General features: G+C 68.4%; 13 protein-coding genes. 7 read left to right on the forward strand and 6 right to left on the reverse strand.

The genetic code is table 11. The features are described 5' to 3' along the window. Positions 1 to 515: 515 nt before the first annotated feature. Positions 516 to 1,958: a protein kinase domain-containing protein gene (locus tag Ate02nite_RS47500; protein WP_239148232.1), complete on the reverse strand. Its 1,443-nt coding sequence runs from the start codon at positions 1,956 to 1,958 to the stop codon at positions 516 to 518. Between the two features lie 272 nt (positions 1,959 to 2,230). Between Ate02nite_RS47500 and Ate02nite_RS47505 the strand changes: the two genes are divergently transcribed. The 4 genes from Ate02nite_RS47505 to Ate02nite_RS47520 all read left to right on the forward strand — a co-directional run bounded on the left by Ate02nite_RS47505 (position 2,231) and on the right by Ate02nite_RS47520 (position 6,665). Further along, entirely contained in the window at positions 2,231 to 2,377 is a 147-nt protein-coding gene (locus tag Ate02nite_RS47505) for a hypothetical protein (RefSeq protein ID WP_203814604.1), read from the forward strand. 54 nt (positions 2,378 to 2,431) lie between these two features. After that, complete coding sequence (locus Ate02nite_RS47510; RefSeq protein WP_203814605.1) at positions 2,432 to 2,617, forward strand: hypothetical protein; 186 nt, start codon at positions 2,432 to 2,434, stop codon at positions 2,615 to 2,617. A gap of 494 nt (positions 2,618 to 3,111) precedes the next feature. After that, positions 3,112 to 4,611, forward strand: a complete 1,500-nt coding sequence (locus Ate02nite_RS47515) for a M4 family metallopeptidase (protein WP_203814606.1) — start codon at positions 3,112 to 3,114, stop codon at positions 4,609 to 4,611. Positions 4,612 to 5,054: 443 nt separating this feature from the next. Continuing rightward, on the forward strand, positions 5,055 to 6,665 hold the full coding sequence (locus tag Ate02nite_RS47520) for a WD40 repeat domain-containing protein (RefSeq protein ID WP_203814607.1): 1,611 nt from the start codon (positions 5,055 to 5,057) through the stop codon (positions 6,663 to 6,665). A 62-nt stretch (positions 6,666 to 6,727) separates the two neighbouring features. On the opposite strand, the gene Ate02nite_RS49695 is transcribed toward Ate02nite_RS47520, so the two are convergent. Then, positions 6,728 to 6,853 carry a hypothetical protein gene (locus tag Ate02nite_RS49695; protein ID WP_275423008.1) on the reverse strand — a complete coding sequence of 42 codons (126 nt, stop codon included), beginning with the start codon at positions 6,851 to 6,853 and terminating at the stop codon, positions 6,728 to 6,730. Positions 6,854 to 6,893: 40 nt separating this feature from the next. Continuing rightward, positions 6,894 to 12,236: a tetratricopeptide repeat protein gene (locus Ate02nite_RS47525; protein WP_203814608.1), complete on the reverse strand. Its 5,343-nt coding sequence runs from the start codon at positions 12,234 to 12,236 to the stop codon at positions 6,894 to 6,896. Positions 12,237 to 12,324: 88 nt separating this feature from the next. Here Ate02nite_RS47525 and Ate02nite_RS47530 point away from each other — a divergent pair, with 88 nt between their 5' ends. Then, positions 12,325 to 13,737, forward strand: a complete 1,413-nt coding sequence (locus Ate02nite_RS47530) for a lipase family alpha/beta hydrolase (protein ID WP_203814609.1) — start codon at positions 12,325 to 12,327, stop codon at positions 13,735 to 13,737. 617 nt (positions 13,738 to 14,354) lie between these two features. Here Ate02nite_RS47530 and Ate02nite_RS47535 read toward each other — a convergent pair. After that, on the reverse strand, positions 14,355 to 18,029 hold the full coding sequence (locus Ate02nite_RS47535) for an NACHT domain-containing protein (protein ID WP_203814610.1): 3,675 nt from the start codon (positions 18,027 to 18,029) through the stop codon (positions 14,355 to 14,357). Positions 18,030 to 18,157: 128 nt separating this feature from the next. Between Ate02nite_RS47535 and Ate02nite_RS47540 the strand changes: the two genes are divergently transcribed. Beyond that, positions 18,158 to 18,817 (forward strand): DUF6308 family protein, encoded by a 660-nt coding sequence (locus Ate02nite_RS47540; RefSeq protein ID WP_203814611.1) that lies wholly within the window; start codon positions 18,158 to 18,160, stop codon positions 18,815 to 18,817. A 77-nt stretch (positions 18,818 to 18,894) separates the two neighbouring features. Beyond that, positions 18,895 to 19,671, forward strand: coding sequence for a DUF8608 domain-containing protein (locus Ate02nite_RS47545; RefSeq protein ID WP_203814612.1), 777 nt, complete (start codon positions 18,895 to 18,897; stop codon positions 19,669 to 19,671). A 181-nt stretch (positions 19,672 to 19,852) separates the two neighbouring features. Here the strand turns inward: Ate02nite_RS47545 and Ate02nite_RS49330 are convergent, their stop codons facing one another. Together Ate02nite_RS49330 and Ate02nite_RS47550 are read right to left on the reverse strand one after the other, a co-directional pair. Further along, positions 19,853 to 19,978: a transposase gene (locus Ate02nite_RS49330; RefSeq protein WP_239148233.1), complete on the reverse strand. Its 126-nt coding sequence runs from the start codon at positions 19,976 to 19,978 to the stop codon at positions 19,853 to 19,855. A 124-nt stretch (positions 19,979 to 20,102) separates the two neighbouring features. Next, a complete protein-coding gene (locus Ate02nite_RS47550) occupies positions 20,103 to 21,089 on the reverse strand; it encodes a hypothetical protein (protein WP_203814613.1) in 987 nt (328 codons plus the stop codon). Positions 21,090 to 21,212: the final 123 nt, after the last annotated feature.

Below are 21,212 nucleotides of genomic sequence, written 5' to 3' on the forward strand. Positions count from 1 at the left end.
ATGACCCCTGGAATTGACCGGGGCCGGCTGGCGGTTGCGGCGCGGGCGCGCCCATGCGGCTCGCGGCGCCAGCCCCCCGCGGGGATACGGCTGGAGGCGACAGGGACGGCCAGGATGAGGCCAAGGAACTGGTGTCGAGCGCGTGTGGGTACCTGTGAATACCGGCCAGACGGCCGCACGCCGACGGCGCCGGAAGTCATGGGTTCAGTCGGAGCGGGGTGTGTTGCGGCTGGCCGTCACTGCCGCATTGGGAGGGGCAGTGACGGCCAGCACGCTGCCGGTGAATGCCGAGGGCCGGGTCGGCCCTCGGTGCGCGGACGGCCTGGCGGGTGCGTCAGGTCGCGGTGAGGACTTCCGTGGGTGACAGGCGTGCGGCGCGGATGGTGGGGTAGAGCCCGGCGATCGTCGGCGCGGGCATGAGCCTCCCTGGTAAGCGCTTACCAAGGGCACGCTATGGGCGGCGGACCGATGCTACAAGGGCTTCGTGGTAAACGTTTACTGGCCTGCCCAGAAGATCAGCGGACCTCGAGCTCCCATAACGAGTCGCCGTAGTCGGTCGAGCGCTGGGTGCAGTAGATCCGCACGTAACGGGCGGAGAGCTTCGCGACCTTGACACTGGTCTCGCCGGCTTGGCCGTTGGTGGTGCTGTAGACCGTTTTCCAGGCCGTGCCGTCGGTCGACAGCTCCACCCGGTACGCCGTGGCGTGGGCGTTCTCCCAGTTCAGCCGGATCTCGCTGATAGGCCAGGTGGTGCCGAGGTCGACCCGTAACCACTGGGGGTCGCTGAATCCGCTGCTCCAGCGTGTTCCCGGGTCGCCGTCGATCGCGTACGACGGCTGCCGGGCCAGCCCGGTGCCCTCCATGCTCGAGGCGGTGGCTGTGCCGTCCAGCGCGAGGTTGCGCCCAGAAGTGTTGGCCGGTGCCGATGAGGCGGCCGGGGTTGGGCGGGTCGAGGCCGGGCGGGTCGGTTGTGGTGACGACGAGGACGGCGAGGACGACGGTGGCGTGTCGGGGATCGGGGCTGCGGGGTGCGGTGAGCCGGCAGCGGGCTGGTCGCCGGTGGTTCCCGGATTGGCCGAGGGTGTCCCGGTCGCCGGCGAGCTGACGGATTGCGGAACGCTGTCGTCGCCGCTGGGGAACAGGCGGTAGCCGGCCAGGCCGGCGGCGAGAAGGGCGACGACGGCGAGTGCGATGATGCCCAGGCGCTTGATCCGCCGCGCCGGTGGGCGGGGTGGTTCGGTCGGTGGCGCGGGGGCCGGTTCGGCCACGGCCAGTAGCAGGTCGAGCAGTTCCCGAGCGGTCGGGCGTTCGGCCGGGTCTTTGGCCAGGGTCCGGGCGACGATGAGGCGTAGCGGCATGGGTAGGCCGTCCAGCGCCGGTGGCTGTGTCAGGATCCGCATTGCGGTGGCCGGCGGTGAGTCTCCGCCGAACGGTGTGCGGCCGGTGCCGGCGAAGGTGACGACCGCGCCCCAGGCGAAGATGTCGGAGGCGGGGCCGACCCGCAGCCCGGGATCCTCGTCGAAGCGTTCCGGTGCCATGTATGCGGCCGTCCCGACCAGCTGATCGGTACCGGTGTGCTGACTGGTGGCTTCCAGCGGCTGAGCGATGCCGAAGTCGATCACCTTGAGGCCGCCCAGTGCGAAGAGCACGTTGGCCGGCTTGAGGTCGCGGTGGATGACCCCGGCTCCGTGGATCGCGGTCAGCGCGGTGGCGATGCCGACGGCCGCACTGTGCAGCGCGCTCTCGGCGAGCGGGCCCTGCTCACGGACCACGGTGGACAGGTTTGGCCCGTCGACGTACTCGACGACCAGGTACGGCGGGTCGTGGTCGACGTCGGCGTCGAGCACCTCAGCCGTGCAGAACGGCGGCACCTGCCGGGCCCGGGTGACCTCGCTGCGGAACCGGCCGAGGAACTCCTCGTTGTGGGCGAGGTCGGACCGTACCACTTTGATCGCCACCAGCCGGCCCTGCGGCGTGCGCCCAGGAACACCGTGCCCATGCCACCCGAGCCGAGGCGGGCGAGCAACTGGTGAACGCCCAGGTGGTCTGGATCGTTCGCGCCCAACGGCTGCCTCGACACGATGCTTTCCCCCACGGTCTCGATCGATGCCGGGGTGCACAGTATCTGGTCGCGGCGAGCCGCGAGGCCCCATGATCACGTCACTTCGCGGGCGGCGTCGACGATTACGCCGCGTAGCCAGCGGTGGGCCGCGCCGGCGGCGTTCACAGGATGCCACCACAGGGCGAGCTTCAACGGAGCGACCGGGACCGGGCACGGCAGGACCCGGACCGGCTCGACGGCGGCGAGCAGGTCGGCGACCCGGCGCTGGATGAGGGCGACGCGGTGCCGACGATGAGTGCCGGGAGCGTCCAGTAGCTGGAGTTCTACCTCGGCGGCGGCATCGCCGCGGCACAGCAGGTGCTTCCCGCGATGACCGAACGCGGCGCCGGGACGATCCTGTCCACCACCGGCGGATTCTCCGCCAACCCCGGCATGATGCGGACCTTCGGCAACATCACCATCGGTGCCGGCAGCCTGCGGACGTACGCCCTCAGCCTGAACGCCGCCGTCGCCGAACACGGCGTTAACGTGGCGTACGTCCCGCTGAGCGTCTGAATCGCCACGGCGGCACGGAAACCCAGCCCGACACCATCGCCGAGCACTACTGGACCGTCCACACCGAGCGAAACGGCGCCGACCACCCGCACGTTGCCCTTCAGCGCCCACGACAGCAACACCCTGAGCCCGGGAGCTGGATTGGTGGTTTCGCCGCATGAGCCGCCGCCTACCGACTGATGCGTACCGACGTCCGATGAACGGTCATTCGTGACATTTCCTGCGGTGTCCTATCAGGACGATGATACCCTGCCGCCGTGCGTAGTCGATCACGGTACACATTGGTTTTGGCTGTGTTCGTTGCCGCAGTCGTGGTGGTCGCGGTGGTGGTCGTCGCGGGCAGGACGAGTCCGCACTCGGTCGCGAGCGGGACGAGTCCGCAGTCAGCTGCGTCGAGTGCGGTGCCAATCGCGAGGCCTCATTCGCTGTACCGCGTCGTCTGCGATCTGAACGGCAAGGAAATCTCGTCGTTGAAGTCCGGCTGCACTCCCGCCGTGGCCGCCAGGGTCGAGGGCGGACCCGCGGTCGAACTCGCTGACGTCAACCAGACCTACGACAACTTGGGCGCCGCCTACAACTTCCTTGCCACGTATCTGGGCCGGGATTCCGTCGACGGGAACGGCATTCCGCTCAGGGCGCTGGTCCGCGCCTGCGACGGAACGAGCTGCCCGGTCGCGGGCAGCTTCTGGGCGACCGACCATTTCGTCGTCGGCGACGACATCGCGGCCGGCGACGACATCGCAACCCACGAGCTGACGCACGGCATCATCGACTACACGTCGAACCTCGCCTACACCTTCCAGTCCGGCGCGATCAACGAATCGTTCGCGGACATCTTCGGCGAGTTCGAGGACCAGGTCACCGCGGTCCCGGGCACCAACGACCAGCCGAAGAACGACTGGCTGTTCGGCGAGGACCAGGCCCGCTACCAACCGGTGCGCAGCCTGGCCGACCCCACCAGGGCGTTGGGCCGAAACGGCTACCGCTCGCCGGACAGGATGCACTCGCCCCACTACTTCGTGTCCGCAGCCGACATCGACCCGGGCTCACCGGACGACAGCGGTGGAGTGCACTACAACAGCGGCGTCGGGAACAAGGCCGCCTGGCTGATCGCCGCGCCCGGCATCCACGTGTTCAACGGGCAGCGGGTAACCGGGATCGGCATTCCCAAGGCCGCCCGGATCTACTACCGCGTCTTGCAGACGCTGCCGTCGGCGGCCAACTACCCCGACCTGGCTGACGCACTGACCACCTCCTGCGCCTACCTCTCGGCGCACCAAACCGAGGGCATCACCACCACCGACTGCCTCCAGGTCGAGCGGGCCGTCATCGCCACCGAGATGCGACTCCCGCCGCTGTCGCCCGCGGCCGCGCTCGTTCCCCCGGCGCCGGTGTGCCCGACCGACACCAGCGCCACGGTCCTGGCCGCCGACGGCTTCGAAAACCCCGGAACCGGTCCTTGGACGATCACCGGACAGTGGCGCAACCCGCCGGCCCAAGGCACCGACCCGGCCTACACCGACATCGAGTACCACGCCTACGCGCGCGAGGGTAAACGCGCACTGGAGTCCTACACCCCCAGCGACCTGCTCGACAAGCCGCCACCGCGCCAGAGCATCGCGACGTGGAAGACCACCCTCACCGTCCCGGCCGCGACCACCACCTATCTGCGATTCCAGCAGGCCCGGCAGATGTCCGTCGACGAGGGCAAGAACCTCGGAGCCGGCTACGTCGAATTCCGGCTCGACGGCGGCCTATGGCAAGACGCCGGCAAGCTGTTCACCGACAACGGGTACACCGGCGCCCTCGACAAATCCACTGGCTACGGCGCCCGCACGGGCTTCACCGGCAGCACCCACGGCTACACCGCCAGCCGGCTGAACCTGACCCCACTGGCCGGGCACCAAGTCCAGATCCGCTTCGTTTCCGTCATTGACAAGAACTACATCTCAGCATGGTGGCTCGACGACATCCGCGCCTACACCTGCTCGTGACGGCCGGTCGTGTCGCTCGGACGTGAGCCGGCGGAGTAGCTGGACGAGGTCCTCGTCGGGCCAGTCCCGGGTGCGGTCGCGGAACACCTCGCCGCGGTCGTCCAGCGTCGCGGCGACCCGTTCGCGGCCATCCTCGCTGAGCCCACGATGACACTGCGCTTGTCGGCCAGGTTCGATGACGCCTCCAGCAGGCCGAGAGAGCGCATCTTGCCGATCAACGTGCTGGAGGAGCTGCGGCCGAAGTACTGCTTGATCTATCCGACCAACTTGAATGGAGGCCGGCGAGGCCCAATGATTCGGTCCAACCTTGCGGCGGTAGCGGGTTCAGACTGAATGGCACCGCTGGGGCGACCTGCGGCCAGGCGGCACATCGGTCCCCATCTGGGGCTGCAATTCCTACGCCCGCCCTCGCGGTCGGGACACCCGGCGGCCGGCCAACCGCAGTGACCACCGGCGACGACGGCACCGTCCGGGTCTGGAACCTGCGCGCCCGCATCCAGCAGCACGAGCCGATCAACGGCGGCGGCCCTCTGGGAACCGCAGCGCTGGTGGCAGACGAGCCACCGCTGGTGGCGGCCGCGGTCCGGGGCGGCCCGGTCCAGGTATGGACACTCGACGGTCAGCCCCGGCGACCATTCGCCGGCCACGAGGGCACCGTGACTGCGCTGCGGGCCGGCGTTTTCGACGGCGTTGCGGTCCTGGTGAGCGCAGGCACCTATCACACGGTCCGGATCTGGGACCCGCGCACCAACGGGCAGGTAGCCGCGCTGACGACGCAATCCGAGATCAGAGACGTGGCGCTGCTGCACGATGGCCACCGGCATTTGGTCGCCACTGCCGGCGACCGCGTCGAACTGTGGGATCCGCGCACCGGGGAAAAGGTCGCCACCCTGCAGTCGGACAACGACTCCTTCGCAACCCTGACCGTCCTGCCCGGCGACGGCGAACATCCACAGGTTGCCGTAGCCGGGCGAGACTCTGTCGTCTGCCAATGGGACGTGACGCTCGGACGGAGCTTGCCACGCACCGGGCACACCCAGACGGTCACTGCCATGGCCGCCGGGCGCATGGGCGACCACATCGTCATCCTCAGCGGCGCCCGCGACGAGACGATCCGGCTCTGGGACGCCGCGTCGGACCTCACCCGGCCGCCGGCCGTGGGCCATCACGGCGACGTGAACGCTCTGGCCGTTCACCGGGGACACGCCTTCAGCGCAGCTGACGACGGCCGCGTCGCCGTCTGGGAGCTCGCCACCGGCGCCCGGCCGCGCGTCGTCGACTTCGCCGACTGGCCGGACCTGGTAGGCGAGGACACACCGTTCGCAGTCGCGTATCTTGCCGACGGCGACCTCGTCGTGGCCGGCGGCAGCCACGGCACCATTGCCGCCTGGTCACTCGCCGACGGCTCCCCGGCCTGGAGCGTCACTCACCACCGCGATGCGGTGAACGCCCTCGCCACGGTCGACGTCGCCGATGGGCAGCTGTTGATCAGCGGTGGCGACGACCAGACCGTGCGCGTCTGGAACCCCAGCACCCAACAAGAGCTCCACATCCTGGACGGGCACACGGACTGGGTCACGTCGCTGTCGACCTTGGTCGTCGACGGCCGTCCGATCGTCGCCAGCGGCGGCAACGACGGCGCCATACGGCTCTGGGACGCCGGCACCGGCGACCAGCTCGGCCCGGCTCTACTGGATGACGCCGACTGCATCAACGCGGTTGTCTTGGCCGAGGTCGACGGCCGCCTCATCGTGGCCGGCGCCGGCGACGACCACCTCGTACGGGTCTGGGACGCCGAACACGGCAAGATCTTGCACCGCCTCGACCGGCACACCGACGAAGTACACGCACTCGCGCTTCTGCCCGGCCCCGACCCGGTACTCGTCAGCGGAGGCAACGACCGAACGCTGCGGCTCTGGCACCCGCTCAGCGGGCGGCCTCTCGGCACCTACCACCTGCCCGATGCAGTACGAGTGCTGACACCGGCTGACCTCGGTGACCTACTCGTCGCCTTCGGCTGGGAGGTGGCACTGCTGCGGGCGGCGCCGGGCTGAGCCGACGCAGGCAGACTCAGGCCGACATCGAATTCGAGCGCCGTAGCTCGGGATCAGAATCGCTACCAGGGCCGGTTCGTGACCGAGGCGCCCGGCGACTTCGTGGACGCCGTAGCCGGGTCGAGCAGGGTCGACGCGATCACATGCCGGACCTGGTGCGGGCCGATCGTGCGGTAGTTCGCGGACAAGGCAAGCTCATGCGCCCCGATGTGGAACCTCGGCTGAACATCAGCTTTCGGACCTACTGGACGAGGTGAGTATCTCGGTCATCGCGGCGAGGTGGTCGCGGAGGTTCAGGTGGCGTCGGGCGAGCAGTCGGAGCCGACTGACGGCGAAGGCGAGGCGCTCTGCGCTGGCGAGAACCCGGAAGACTTCCATCTGCCTCTCGGCCGCCAGCATGTCCGGCGGGTCCATCGCGAGCGCAGCGAGGGCAGCTGTCTCAGCGCGGCGTACCGGGCTGAGAACGCGGTCCGGCAGCAAGCTGAGAAGCGGTGCAAGATACTCCAGCTCGCCGCCGTCGATGAGACGCAGGACAAGATCCTCCGCAGCGTCGGGGTCACCGATCGCGGCAGACAGGTCGCCCAGCTCAATATGGCCGGCGAGTCGCTGAAGCGACACCTGGACACTGTCAGGAGAGACTCGCGTCGCAAGCCGCGCAGGAGTCCGAGGGTCGGTGGGCAGCGACGGGTGTTCCCGCAGGAATGAAAGCGACGTCGCAGCGTCGGTGAGCGTTGTCCACTCGTCGATCAGGCGGCGGTGTTCGGCGTCGTCGCGGTACCGCGCGATACCCTCGTGCAGGCCCCGGCCGGCGATAGCATCGAGAGCATCGCGTAGCTCGGCGTGACCGGCGTCCTCGGGATGCAACAATTGCGCTATCGCGCGAGTATCCGCGGCGCCCGGACCGGTGAAGGTGTCCAGCATCGACCGCAGCAGTTCCTCGCGACCGTCGAGGTCGGCGGCCAGCCACGCGTCGACGGCCGTCAGCAGCGCCGTATCGGCCGGTGCCGCGGCCCAATTAGGCCAACGACGGGCCGCTGCGCCAGGCTGCTGCATGCGAAGCAGAGCCTGGACCGCACGGCGGACGCTGCGCCGCGCCTCCCCCTGGACCGTGCTGTTCTCCTCCCTATCGCATTGCGTGACGGCCAGATCGAGGAGGACCGCGGGAGCGTCGTGGCCGCCGCGGCCGAGCAGGTAAGCCCCGTAGGCCGCGAGCAGTTGGGCGCCCCTGCCGGGAGACGCGCACCCGGCGACGGCTCTGACCTCGTTCGCCCGTGCCGGCTCGTCGACTACGCCGGGCTCGCTGAGCAGGAACGCCGCCGCCTTGGCGACCGATGCGGTCGGCCGGCTGGCGAATAGCTGACGCCACAGCTGCACGGCCTCGGCGCGGTGAGCTGCGGCCTCGGCCGGACGGCCGTCCGCGGCCTGGAGGCTGGTGAGGTTCTCGGTCGTCATGATCAGTCGTGGCAGGTAGGTGCTGGCGTCGATAGCGGAGATCTCCCGGTAGATACGCTGGGCGTCCTGCTGGTACCGCACGGCGGGTCCGAGGTCGCCGCGGGCGGCGTGCTGGGCACTGAGTGCGACGAGCGCGGACGCCAGGATCGGGCGCCGAGCACGGTCCTGTTCGACCAGGGCAGCGGTGAGAGCCACCGCGTCGCGGGCGATAGCGATTGCCTCCAGACGCCGTTCGGCCGCGCCGAGGGCCTCGGCACACCGGGTGAGAGCCGGTCCCAGCCGCGGCTGGTAGGTGACCGGGTCGTCGGTGGCAAGCCGGCGGTAGATGGCGACGCTGCGCTGGTGAGCGGCGATGGCGTCGTCGTGCCGGCCGGCCTCGGAGTATCGACTGCCCAGGGTACCGAGCGCCAGCGCAAGGTCAGGTTCGTGGCGGGCTGGCCGTGCAGCGGCGAGAGCTTCGAGCAGACGGACGCTTTCCTCACCGCTGCGCAACGCGGCCGGTAGATCGCCGACTGCCGCATGCCGTACGGCGAGATTGTTCAGCGCCGACGCCAGAGTCGACAGCAGGTGGGGCTGCTGCTCGACAATCCTGCGGCGGCGGTGGACGACTTCCCGCATCGCCGCGAGCGCATCGTCGTGGCGATGCGCGATGCTCAGGACGATCGCGTAGTTGTTCAGGGCCCGGGTGAGCTCATCCTCCCAGGTCGCGTGGTCGGCGCTGACCAGGACGCGATAGAGCTCGACCGACTCGACGGCGTTGCCCAACGCGGCGTCGATATATCCGATTCGCGTCTGGCGGTTGCTCAGATTGGTCAGCGCCGAGGCGAGGTCGGCGCGCGACTCCACGTCGCCGGCGAGCAGCCGACGGCGAATCGCGACCGCTGCCTCGGCGTACTGCGCGGCGGCGTCCTCGGCGCCGATCGCGAGTTCACGGTGGGACAGGTTGTTGAGGGCGACGCTGTACTCCCGCTCGTACGCGCCGGGCATCGTGTCCCGGATTGCCTCGTACGTGGCGACGACCTCGGCAGCCGCAGTGCGCGCCTCGTGGCGCCGGCCGTCGTCGGCCAAGGCGACGCTGAGGTTGCTCAGCGCCATCGCTGTAGCGCGGGCTACGTCCGCGCCGCTCGGATCGAGCTGCCGGTAGATGCCGACGGCCTCGCCTGCGACCTCGATCGACCGGTCGAGGTCACCGGCGTCCCGGTAGCGGACCGCGAGGCTGTTGAGGCTCATGGCCAGTTGCGGTTGCGCAGCCGGCGATGTCTGGACCAGCCGGCGGCGCAGGTTGACACTGCGCTCGGCGGTCACTACGGAGGTGGCCAGGTCGCCGTAGGCCGCCTGGCGGTTGGCCAGGCCGTTGAGCGCCATGGCCAGGTTGGCCTCGAACGCCTGCGGATCGCGCCGGGCGAGTTCAGCGTAGGCCCGGACAGATCGGTCGGAGGCGTCCAGTGCCTGGTCATGCTCCCCGAGGGCCGCTTGCCGGTTGGCCAGCGTGTTCAGCGCCATTGCGAGATCGGGTAGGTAGGTCTGCGGTGAATTCTCGGAAAGGCTGCCGTAGATGCGAACGGCTTGTTGTGCTGCGGCGCACGCGTCGACGGCGCTGCCGAGCCGGAATTCTTCGTTCGCGAGGGTGTTCAGGGCCGCGGCCAGCGCCGCTTGGTCGGCGGGGGTGCCGTCGTTGGCGAGCTGGCGGTGCAGGTCGACGGACTCCTGGATGACGGCGTGGGCGGAGCGATGCTCGTCGTGGTGCGACAGGGCTACGGCCAGAGTGTTGAGTGCGGCGCCGAGGTCACGTCGCAGGTGGCGGTTCGCCGAGCCGGAGACCAGGGAGCGGTAGCGTTCGACGGCCTGGGAGGCGACGTCGGCGGCTTCGCCGTAGGCGCCGGTGCTGTAGAGCTGGATCGCCAGGTTGTTCAGAGCCATCGCCAGCGACGTCGCATGGTTCGGGTCCGTGTCGGCGAGGTCGGTGTAGCGGCCGACGGTCTCCCGCGCGGCCTGCAGGGCCCGATCGTGCTCGCCGCTGTCGCTCAGTCGGATCGTGTAGTTGTTCCACCATGCGGCTTGTTCCGCGAGGCCGGCGGAGTCGATCAGGGAGCGGGTCCGTTCGGCAGCGAGTCGCGCCAGGCGCCGCAGCGCCCCGTGTCCGGGCGGGGTGCTCTGCGCGATCTCGGTCAGGTCGACACGAGAACCAGGCCTGGCCGCCTCACCTTCGACAACGGCCAGGAACGGGCCCGCCTGGGCGCTGGAGACCTTGAGCGCGGGCTGAAGTAGCTCGGGCTGCACGGCAACGGCGTCGGCGGCGAGCTGCCCGGCGACGTCGGGTTCGGTGTCGCCGGCGCGGGTGATCGTGGTGCACAGGTTCTCGCGTTCGGCTGGGTCGGCAACCGCAATGCAGGCGGCCAGCAGGGCGGGCCGGGTGGCGGCCACCGTGGTGATCAGATAGTCGGCGACAGGATCGGGTCGCACCGCGACCGATCCGTCGTCGCTGTCCGCCGGGATCAAGGTGGCGATCGACGCCGTCACGCCGGGCAGCGCTGCGGCGACCCGGCTCAGCGAAGGGATCGCGGTCAGGACGGCGTCGAGGCGCGGCGGTTGCGGGGTAAGCAGGCTGACGCCGGCGGCCGCGGCTTCCAATACGGTTCGCGGCAGGTCGGCGCCGGTCCGCGACCTGATGGTTCGCTTCCAGTAGCGCAGTTCCTGCCCGAGGACTTCGCGATACAGGTCGTTGCGGTCCTGCGGCAAGGATGTTGTGCCCTGCCCGGCGAGCCAGGCCAGCATGACAAGGTCGAGAGTGGTCCATTCGCCGCGCGGCTGCGGGAGCTGCGTGGTGACGGCCGACCGGTTGCGAAGCGCTGCGAATGCCCGCACGCCGTGGGCGAAGACCTGCCGAGGTAGCGGGTGATGGCGCGACAGCGGGACCGGGGCGTCGAGTTGGTAGGGGTGGCCGTCGGCATCGAGGGTGTCGGCGAGGCTCTCGTGCCACCAGTTGCCGACGCGGCGGGCGGTGAGCAGCAGACGCACCGGTCCGCCGGGCTTGCCGGCCAGCGCTTTCACGAGGTCGAGAAGGGCTGCCGGTTCCCATGTCTCGGCGTAGTCGACGACGATCAGCAGCGGGCTCACCACCGTGCCGAGCCAGACCAGGCCGGCTGCGCTGGGATGCCGCGCCAGGAAGCCGGTGTGCCAGCCCTCCTCGGCCAGGCGGCGAGAGAGCTCGGCGGCGAGATGAGTCTTGCCTGCGCCGCCGACACCGTGCATCACGCGCATGGTGATCAGGGCACCGCTGCTGTCGTGCAGGCACCAGTCGAGCAGCAGGGTGAGCTCGTCGCGCGCGCAGAACCTGACAAGGCCGTGCCTCGCGCGGATCTGTTGCAGCGGAGCCACCGATCCGGACAGCGGCAGGTAGGGCGCGACCAGGGGGTCCTCGTCGCTGCCGGCGGGCATCGGGTAGCGGTGGGTCGCCTCGTAGAGGCTGCCGATGTCGACCGTCCAGCGTGCGCCGGTGCGCAGCAGCCGAGCCGCCTCGGTGACAGCTTCGTCAAAGGTCACGTCGCCGGTCACGGCCGTGACGTCCACTGCGACAAACTGTCCGGGTTGGTCCACGGCAGTCCGCAGTGAGCCGAGGATCTCCGGGGGAACTCCGTCGCTGACGTTCTCGGACCCGGGGTAGTCGGCGGAGGCGAACCCGGCCCACGAGCCTGCGAGCCAGACGACCACCAACGCATGCGCGGCGCCGTGACGGCCGCGCGGGGCGGTGACGCTGATCGACGGATGCAGGCCGGCGTCCAGGCAGGCGCCCGAAAAGGCCACCGCCAGGTCGACGCAGTTGCCTACGCCGCCACGGACGAAGATCTGGTCCGGCGGTCGCAGGTGCTGGACGTGGCCGTCGACGGCCGCTTCCTCGTCGGCGTATTGCAGACCGGCGTCGGCCAGCACCTCGAAGATCTGACGCAGGCGGCCCAGGACGGGCCCCGCAGACGGTCCGGGCAGCCGGCGGGCAAGCTCGACCGGCAGCAGTCTGCCGAGGACGCCAGGCTGGACATAGCGGGCGAGATAGTCGGGCCGACGACGGTCCCACGGGGGCCACTGCGCCATCATCCGGCCTCCCTCCGTGCGCGACTCCATCGTGTGATCCTTACCGATCCGGTGACCTCGAAGCCACCACGGTGCACGCACGAGGGACGCCCGGGCCGTCGGGCGCTACCGTTCTTCCATGGAACCGGTGGTGACCAACGAGCACCTGATCGTCATCGTGCCGGGCATCGGAGGCAGCGTCCTGCAAGATTCTTCGGGCCGGATCGTCTGGGGCAGCGCGACCGGCATCGCCACGACCCTTCCCCGGCCGCGACGCCTGGAGCTGCTCACCGAGCCCGCGCTCACCCCGGTCGGTCTGCTGCCGACCATCGGCGTCGCCCCTCCCCTGCTTGTCCCGGGCTACGACAAGCTCGTCACCGCCGTACGTCGTCAGCTGCGGATCCCGGCCGAGCAGGTCGACGTCGCCGCTCCCGGCCGTACCGGCCGCAATGATGTCCGCATCCTGCTGTTTCCGTACGACTTCCGGCTTGGCGTCGCCGCGGCTGCCGAACAGCTCAGCAATGCGGTCGAGTCACGTCTGTCGGCATTGACGCACGACCAACGCCAGCGACGGGTCATCGTCATCGGGCACTCGATGGGAGGTCTGGTCGCCAGGTACTGGCTCGGCCGTCTGAACGGGGCACCGCTATGCCGGGCGCTGATCACCGTAGGGACGCCCTACGGCGGCGCACCGAAGGCGCTGGACTGGCTCGTCAACGGTGTCAGGGCGGGAGGGCTGCCGCTCCGTACGGCCACGGACGTGCTGCGCTCCTGGCCGTCTGTCTTTGACCTGCTCCCCCGCTATCCGGCCGTACTGGTCGATGGCGAAGCCCGTTATCCGCACGAGTTGAGCACGGTCGTCGACGGCTCCTTCACCGACGCTGCGCAGAGGGCCTACCGAACCCATCAGGAAGTAGACGAGGCCTGGCAGCGTATCGACGGGCACCGTCCCGAGATCGTCGCCCTGTTCGGCCGCGGCCATGCCACACCCCACCGCGCCTGGATCGAAGACGACCACCTTTACGTCAGCCGAAAACACAGCCCCGAGTGGCTGCCCAACCAGGATTGGCTGGGCGACGGAACCGTGCCGGCGATCGCCGCCCTGCCCAACGACGAAGCCGACGACCGCCGCGGGTGGCAGGCTGTCGCTCAGCGACATCTGCCGATGGCCACCGCGCCGGCCGTGCTCGATGCCCTCCGCAACTATGCCGGCGAATCCCTGCAGCCCATCCGGGGAACCGCCCCGGCAGAGCCGTGGCTCGGCCTCGACCTCAACGACCTGGAGGCGGCCGGCACGCCGATCCCGGTGGGCGCTCGACTGTGGGGAGGAACCGCGCCGCCCGGCGCCCGGGTCACCGCGACGATCCGCCCCCTCGACGGCGGCGCCGCCACCCAGACCACGGACCTCGATGTCGATCCCGGCGGCGGCTGGTACGGCGAACTCCCCCCTCAGCCACCTGGCGACTACCACGTCACCATCGAGGCAGGCAGCACCCCAGACGGGAGCACACTCTGGAGCAGCGACGTTGTGGCGGTTGTCGAAGCCGATTGATCCGGCAGCCTTCGGCGAGCGTGGAACGGTCGACCAGCCTCGCCATCGGCTGATCAGGATCACCTCGACGATGATTTGGCCTGCCCTCCGGGACGTCGTTAGTCCCACCAGCCGTCGAGGGCGGGCTCGGCCGTAGCGGTGGCGAGTTCCCTTTGCTTTGCGTCGCGGTCGTCCTCCGCTCCCCTGCACTGGCGGAAGTGCCATCCTCGCCCTGCAGCTCGCGGTGTGCCGGCTGAGCTCGGCGGACCGTCCGGACATGCCGGTCGCGGACAGACGGCTGGCCTCCCAGAATCGCCAGAGCAACTCGAGGCGCCAGATCGCCTCGGCGTGCTCCCCACCATTCGGGGCACGAGCGACAGCGCTGCCCGTCGACGCACCAGCCGAGTTCTCCCCTCTTTGGCGGAGCCGCTCCGCCGAAGAGGGCCAACTCAAGGGCGACCTGCTGCCCCTCTTGGGCTGCCATCCCGGCAAAGACCGCCTTGCCGGTACGGTTCACCATCGGTCCCACCAAGCGCCGCTACTGACACTTCTTCAGCCGAGCCCAAGTCCTTGAGCGCCGACCTTCGACCTCTACGTCAGCGACTCCAGCACCGCCGACCTGACCACGACCGCCGGGGTCATCGGCCCGGCGGAGGGCCGGCTCCGGAGAACGACACACTAGGCCCGGATCCGGCCGCGCCCGGCTGCACGACCCCAGGGGTCGCTTTCACCGCGGTCGAGGCGCTGGCCGAGGGCGGCGCGGGAGTGGGCCTGGTCGCCGGTTCGCGTCTGCCCTCGCCACGCTGCACAAACGCGACAAGCAACACCGATACCAAGACGCTGCCGAGAAAGAAGGTCCCATGGCGCCGGACTCGGCGCCATCCATGGCTCTGCGGTTTCGGAAGACTGCCGTCCCCTAGCCATCCCGTAACTCCGCCGACGGTCAGCGCTCCCGCGATGATCCAAGTCGCGACCTCAAAACCGTCACGCCCCCACAACCCCGCCGCGATGAGTGCGCAGAAAACGAGCCCGGCCGAGATCCCGCGGACATCGGCACTGAACAGCTGGAATCCGGTCCGGTCGGCAGGTTCGTCCGTGGTGAGCGCCAACACCTCCTCCGAGGCAAGGATCTCGACGATCTCGCGGGGTTGGAGGGGATGCCAGTCGGTGCGTGCCAAGGCGGCCTGCGCCAGCGTAGCGATGCGCTTGTACAGAGGTTCGTCAGGGCGTTCCGCCGCGATGCGTTCCAACGCCGCCACTGCCTCTGGTGTCCCGCGCTCGGCGAGGCCGGGCAACATGCGGTCTCGGAGGATCGCCACGCTCTCCCGGTTACTCACCAGATGGGCTCCCTGTACGTCGGGGTCACCGCCGCGGGGGAATAGTCTGTCGGTGAGCATCCACAGCTCGACCGTCTGCTCCGCGTCCAGGGGCCGGGCGATCGCCTCGCCGTGGCCGGCGATGTTCCCGATGATCTGCCTAATCAACTCGTCGTTTCCGACCATGAGATCGCGGACTGCGGGCCATCCGGCCGGACCTGCATGCCGGAGGAGGGCGACCGCGAGACAGCGTTCTCGGTCCGGCCCGATCCTCGGCAACAGGTCAATCGCTGTCGCTGGGGCGAGATTGACGAGCCGGTCACAGGCGACCGCGGCGGTCTCGTCATGGTGGACCGGATCGGTGATGATCCAGCGAAGCCAGGCCACGTCCTTCTCGGTGAGGACCGGGGCCAGCCGCCGTAACGGGAACTGCGCGAAGTCCGGGCTTTCGCGCATGCGGGCGCTCGTCGCGTCGAGAAGTTCGCGCCGTGCCCGGCCATAGATCCACTGAAGCGACGGCGCCAAGGCGGGATCGTCGCTGGACGGAGCGATAACCCCCATCATCGTGCGGGCCAGTGATCGCCATTGAGAGTCCGGCAAAGTAGGCCGGTCACCGTCCTCGGACAGTAGGACCAGAGCCTGAGCCGTGGAGTACGCCTGCCCATCGTCGGAGGCAACCGCGAGGTGATCCCGGGCCGAGGCCAGTACGTCGTCATGTTCAGCTAGAGCCCAGCCCGGCAGCGTCACGACTCGAAGGCTGCTCCTCGGATCGTCGTCAGCTGCGCCCGGCGTGAATCGGGCCCAGTAGCAGAACATGGGGAAGGCTTCGCCGGCCTTCTGCCGCAGTGCTTGGGTCAGGTGTCCGCGTAGTTCGTCCTCGGTGAGAGACTCCGGTTCGTCGTTGGGTTCGTCGTCGGGTTCAGCGGCCAAGACCGCAGCGGAGAGGGGCACATCGTCCGGAACGAGGATGCCCGCCCGAACGAGTCGAAACAGATCAGGACGTTCGAGCCCTCGGTCACGGAGCGCGTCGATCAGGTTTTGGCGGGTTTTGTCCGGTGGAACGGGCATTCGGATTCTTCGGCTCCGTGGCACCGGCCGGTGGTTGTCGAGCCGCATTACCAGCAGGTCTGCTACCGCCTCCCGGACCTGATCGTCGAGCAGATGACGAAGGCCGGCGGCCAGGATAGCGTCGTGCAGCTCCTCGGTGATACCCCAGAGACCCCGGTGGTCGTCCACGGTCGGTTGCGTGGCAGCCGCCCAGGCCAGCGAGTCGCGGACCTCTTCGGTGCTGATTTCATCGTTCGCGAACTTCTCCGGCAGGTCCTTGAGGAGAACTACCCGGTAGGTGCCGAAGAGGTCGCGATTGTTCGGCTCCCGGAGAAGGCGCAGCACGGCGGGTACCCGAGTTCCCGCGTTCAGATGAGCGCGCAGACCCACGCCGAGCAGCTGGTCGTCGGGATCGTCGAGGTCGAGAGAGGGATTCACCAGTGCTAGCAGGGGGCTGTCCGGCGTTGCTGGGACGAGGGCGAGAGAGGCTGACCCGGCTGCGGATCGGGTGGCGGTCATCCGGTGATCGTTGAGTGCCGTGGCGATCAGAACATCGTTGAGCTCGACGAGCGAGGTGTGCCGGGCGATGCGAATCGCCAGGGCGCAGGCGTCCTGCGTACTCGCCGGGTCGGTGAGAACCGCTCGCAGTCGCCGGGCGAGACCGGGATGACCGAGGGCGGCCACGTCGAGTTCGTGGATGCGGAGCAGTTCGTGAGCCTGCGCGAGATCGATCAGTCGATCGACGAGGGCCTCACGGTAGCCAGGTTCGGTGAGCTCCACGCCGCTGCGGATGAACGCTACCGGATCGGTGTCAAGTAGGCTGATAAAACGGTCCGGCGCCATGACGACCAGCCAGGCCGCGACCGCCTGGATCTGCGGCGCGAGCCGCCCGCCACGACCGTGCATCAACCTCCGCAGCAGTTCCACCGAGTGGCCGGTGCCCGCCAGGTGCTCGGCGGCCAGGAACTCCACGACGGTCTGGTGGGAGAAGGCGAGCCGGTCCTCCCCGGCGGTGTCGAACAGGGCGGTGCCCAGCACAGCGGCATAGCCTTCGACGCCGCAGTCCGCGGCGGTGAGGTGATCCGCCCCGGCGACGTCGGAGAGGGTGAACAGGTGACGTCCGGAGAACAAGCTGAGTGTCGCCAGGTGACGCGCCGTGATCAGGAGGTTCTCGACATCGGCAGGACGGCGAGGGTCGTGCCGGCCAGCGGGCTCGGACACCAGCCTGCGGCAGCTGCGCGCGAACAGGTCCCGCTGGCTCCCAGGTAGGGCCCGGCCGGGGTCGCCCGCGGCTCGGTACTCCTCCACCAGCAGGGAGAGCGTGTGTGGACTGCCCGCCAGACCGGGTATTCGCGAGGCGCGCACCGCCGTCCGGAACGCAGCGGCGTCCACTCCGGCGGCCCGGGCGTAGAGCAGTACGTCGGCGTCGGTCAGCGGCTGCAGCACGAAGACTCCGACGCTTCGGTCGAAATGTCGGCGCAGGACGTCTTCTACCGAGCCGAGCCAGGCCGCGCTACGGCAAACCAGGACTAGACGTGCGGCCTCGGGGAGGCGGGCGGCGACGTCGTCGATGAATTCGATCAGCTCGGCGACCCTTAGTGACGTCTCGTCGACACTGTCCAGGGCGAGCATCGCACCCGGTGTGTCCAGGTCGCACAGCGCCTCGTCGATCCGGCTTAACAGCCGTTCGGGACCGCCCGCGCCGCCCAGGGAGATCCGCCGCGCGTCGCCCTGCCAGCTGCCGGTGAGCACCCGAAGCTCGTAACTCTTACCCGCGCCGGGCGGCGCCAGCAGAACGGTGCAGCGATTGCTCGCTACCCGCTGAGTGGGGATCAGTCCTGCCTGGTCGACGAGCCCGATATCCAGCAGCACCGCGCTCTCGGCCGCGATCGTATTGCCGTCACGCGCACGCCAGTACCGCTGCCAGGACACCTCGGGAAGACCAGTCACCGGAGGATCGTACGAGGCGATTCAGTGTGACTCCACGGCCGTACTAGCTGGTTGATTAAGGCTCGCGGACCCGAGCCGGGCGGACCGCGGCAGCCGGCACTAGGCTCAGCGGGATGGGTGTCGATCTGGTGGACGTGCTGCGTGAGCCGGCCGCCGCCATAGCTGTGCACACCTATTTCGCCGAGAACACAAACACGCGCTACACCGGCCGGCGATTCGACACCCTGGATGGCGGCGGCACCCGCCCGGACATACGCGACCGGATCGCCCCCAGCGACCTGGTCGCCGTTCAGATGCTCAGCGTGCGCGTGCCGGCCGAAGTGAGCATCGACCTGCTCGACGGGCAGGTCGGACATAGCATCGCCGACTGCCTGCGTGAGATCGACGTCGGCGTAACCCTCGGCAGCCCGGCAGCGGCCGAACTGATCGCCGACGGTGGTTCCGCCGAACGGGCCTGGTCGCTGCTGGTTGCCCAGGACGGTGTCGAGTTCGTGATCGCCGGGAAGATTCTGGCTCGTAAACGCCCGCACCTGATTCCTGTGTACGACCGGGTAGTCCGCTGCCAATTCGGCCACCCCCGGCACGTCTGGCAACTGCTGCACGACCGGCTGGAACGCGACGACCGCGTCCGTGCCACGCTTGCCGGGCTACACGAGCAAGCCGGGCTGCCCTCCGCGGTCAGCCTGCTGCGGGTCCTCGACGTCGTTTTGTGGATGCGCCACCACCAGCAGCATCGCCGCAACGCCGACCTCGCCTGCCCGGGCCGCGGCACCGTCAGACCGCTGTGATGGGCACACGCCCGACTGGTGCACACCCGGGCGGACCCGACCGACCTTGATCGGCGTGCCGCGATACCGTGCGCGGCATGGATCACCCTCTTGCGGAGCTGACGAACTGGTTCGTGGATCTTCCCCGCATGCGGTGCCCGACGTGCTCGTTCGGGCACTTGCGCCGGGTGAAGGAGTTCGTCACTCATGAGTCGGCAGCGTCCCAGCGGGTGCACAGCAACCCCGATTGGGACCCGACCTGGGTCAGAGGCGTGTTCCACCGCGTACTGGTATGCGCTCACTCGCCGTGCAACGAACGCGTCGTCGTCGCTGGCGACTTCCGCCTCGCTGACGACCGGACCGGCACGCTGGACGTGATCGGGCACTATCTGCTCACCTATGCCCGCCCGCCGCTGGACATCGTGACCTGCCCGAAAAGGACGCCCGAGGCGATCCGCGCTGCCACCCGCGACGCAGCCGAGGTCATCTGGGCCGACCCATCCGGGGCCGCGGGCCGGCTCCGCGTCGCCGTCGAGGAGCTGCTCAACGCGCGGAAGGTCAGAAAGTTCGGGCCGGCCAAGGCTGGCATGCGCGGCAAGCGACTGACCACCGACGCGCGGATCAGACTTTTCGCCGCAGCTAACCCGGACGTCGCCGACGTACTCATGGCGGTTAAGTGGATCGGCAACAGCGGCGCGCACGAATCCGGTCTCAGTACGGAAGACGTACTAGAGGGCGCGCAGATGCTCACTCACGCCCTGCACCTGATCTACGACCCGAGCCAGGCCGAACTCGCGCACCGCGTCAAGATGGTCAACCAGCGCAAAGGACCGGCACCTCGCCGCCCTGCTACGGCAGCACGCCCCAAGCCGTGACTGGGCCGTCGCCGCAACCGTCCATTCCGGCTACCCAATCGCCGCGGCGCACGGGATCTTGCAGCACTCGGCCACAATGGCGGACAACCGCCACCGCGCGGGGGACGAGCGTGGAGTAAGCCGGAGTCAGCGATGCAGGCAGGACGCCACAGTGCGCTCCGGGCACAGCTATGGCCCGGCATCAGCCGGAGCAGACGTCAGCGACCGCGATCTTCCGATGTCGCGCAACGGATGCTTCGGGATCCGGCCGGGGCTCCTTGATCAGCGGGAGCATCGGCTCGATGATCTCCCACTGCTCGTCAGTCACATCCGACGGGTAAGCACGGTGACGACCCACACCCAGACCGTCGCCGAACAGCCCCAGATCACCGCGGACACGCCGTCCGACAGCCCTCCAAAACACCTGCTGAGACCGTGCAACACGCCGTACGCTACGTGAGTTGCGCTCGAATTTTGGCGGCTTTGCGGCCTGTGAAAATCTGCGTGACGCTTGCAAATGGATGGAAGCCCTGGCAAGTCACCGAAACTCTTCCGTCCGCCTCGAAGTGATGTTCCGCCACTCCAGGGAACGCCCCTTCGGGTAGCGGAATCTTTGCATTCGGGTTGTACATGACATTCATCACCTGCTTGAAATCCTCGTACGGACTGTTCGGGTCGCCGACGATATAAGCGAAGGTTACAGGCTCGCTCGCGTCTGGATCGTAGTCCATGCAGGTGCCCTGACGCAGCACCACAATCTCGTCGTCTAGCCCAAACCCCTCCTGGATTCCAATACGATTAAATTGAGCAACAGTTGCCCCATTCGAGAACAATATAGCGCTCACATTTTCCGCATCGGGACTATTAAATAGGCCACTTGGCTTCGACTTCTTTCCCCAGACATGTTCCGTGATCGGCTTGGCGCTAACCGCGAGCCGCCCATCAGTGCCACGTGTCCCGACTGCCTGTTGGCCGTATAGGTATTGGCTAACGAAAGTGACGGCATGGAATAGTGAGCTCGCGCTGTGGAAGGCCTCGACAGCAATCACGAATGGCTTGCCTGCCACGTGGTCGAGTTCCCAGTATGCCTGTCCCGTAGCTGTTCGCTTGTTGATCTTCTTCTGAATCGCGTCTCCAACCCGGAAAACAAGCTCTTTTTGGCCTGCTTCGACGTCCTCGGGGACCAGTGAAAGCGCACTCGGCTTGGGATCTGCAACCACACCTTGGGTCGGCTGACTGGTGACCGCCTCAAGCGCAAATTCATGAGGTCGCGTCACCACGTAGTCGGGATAGCGATACGACTCGTCTAGATCAAGGTCGCAATCCCGCAGGAACGCAAATAGGGAGAGTTCCCAAACTCGCGCCGAGAATCCAGTTTGTTGAAAGTCTTTGATGAAGTTCTTGTCTTTATCCCTGTATTCCGCGAAGATAGCGTCCATCAATTCTCGGCAAGGCCGATATGCGGGAGAATCTCGCACCTGCAGGAACAATGGGTTCGCTTTACTGTCTGACACCTTCGGAGAAAAGAGGCTGGGCATAGCAACAAATGTCTCACATCTTCT

It is taken from the genome of Paractinoplanes tereljensis (assembly GCF_016862435.1).
Lineage (GTDB): Bacteria > Actinomycetota > Actinomycetes > Mycobacteriales > Micromonosporaceae > Actinoplanes > Actinoplanes tereljensis.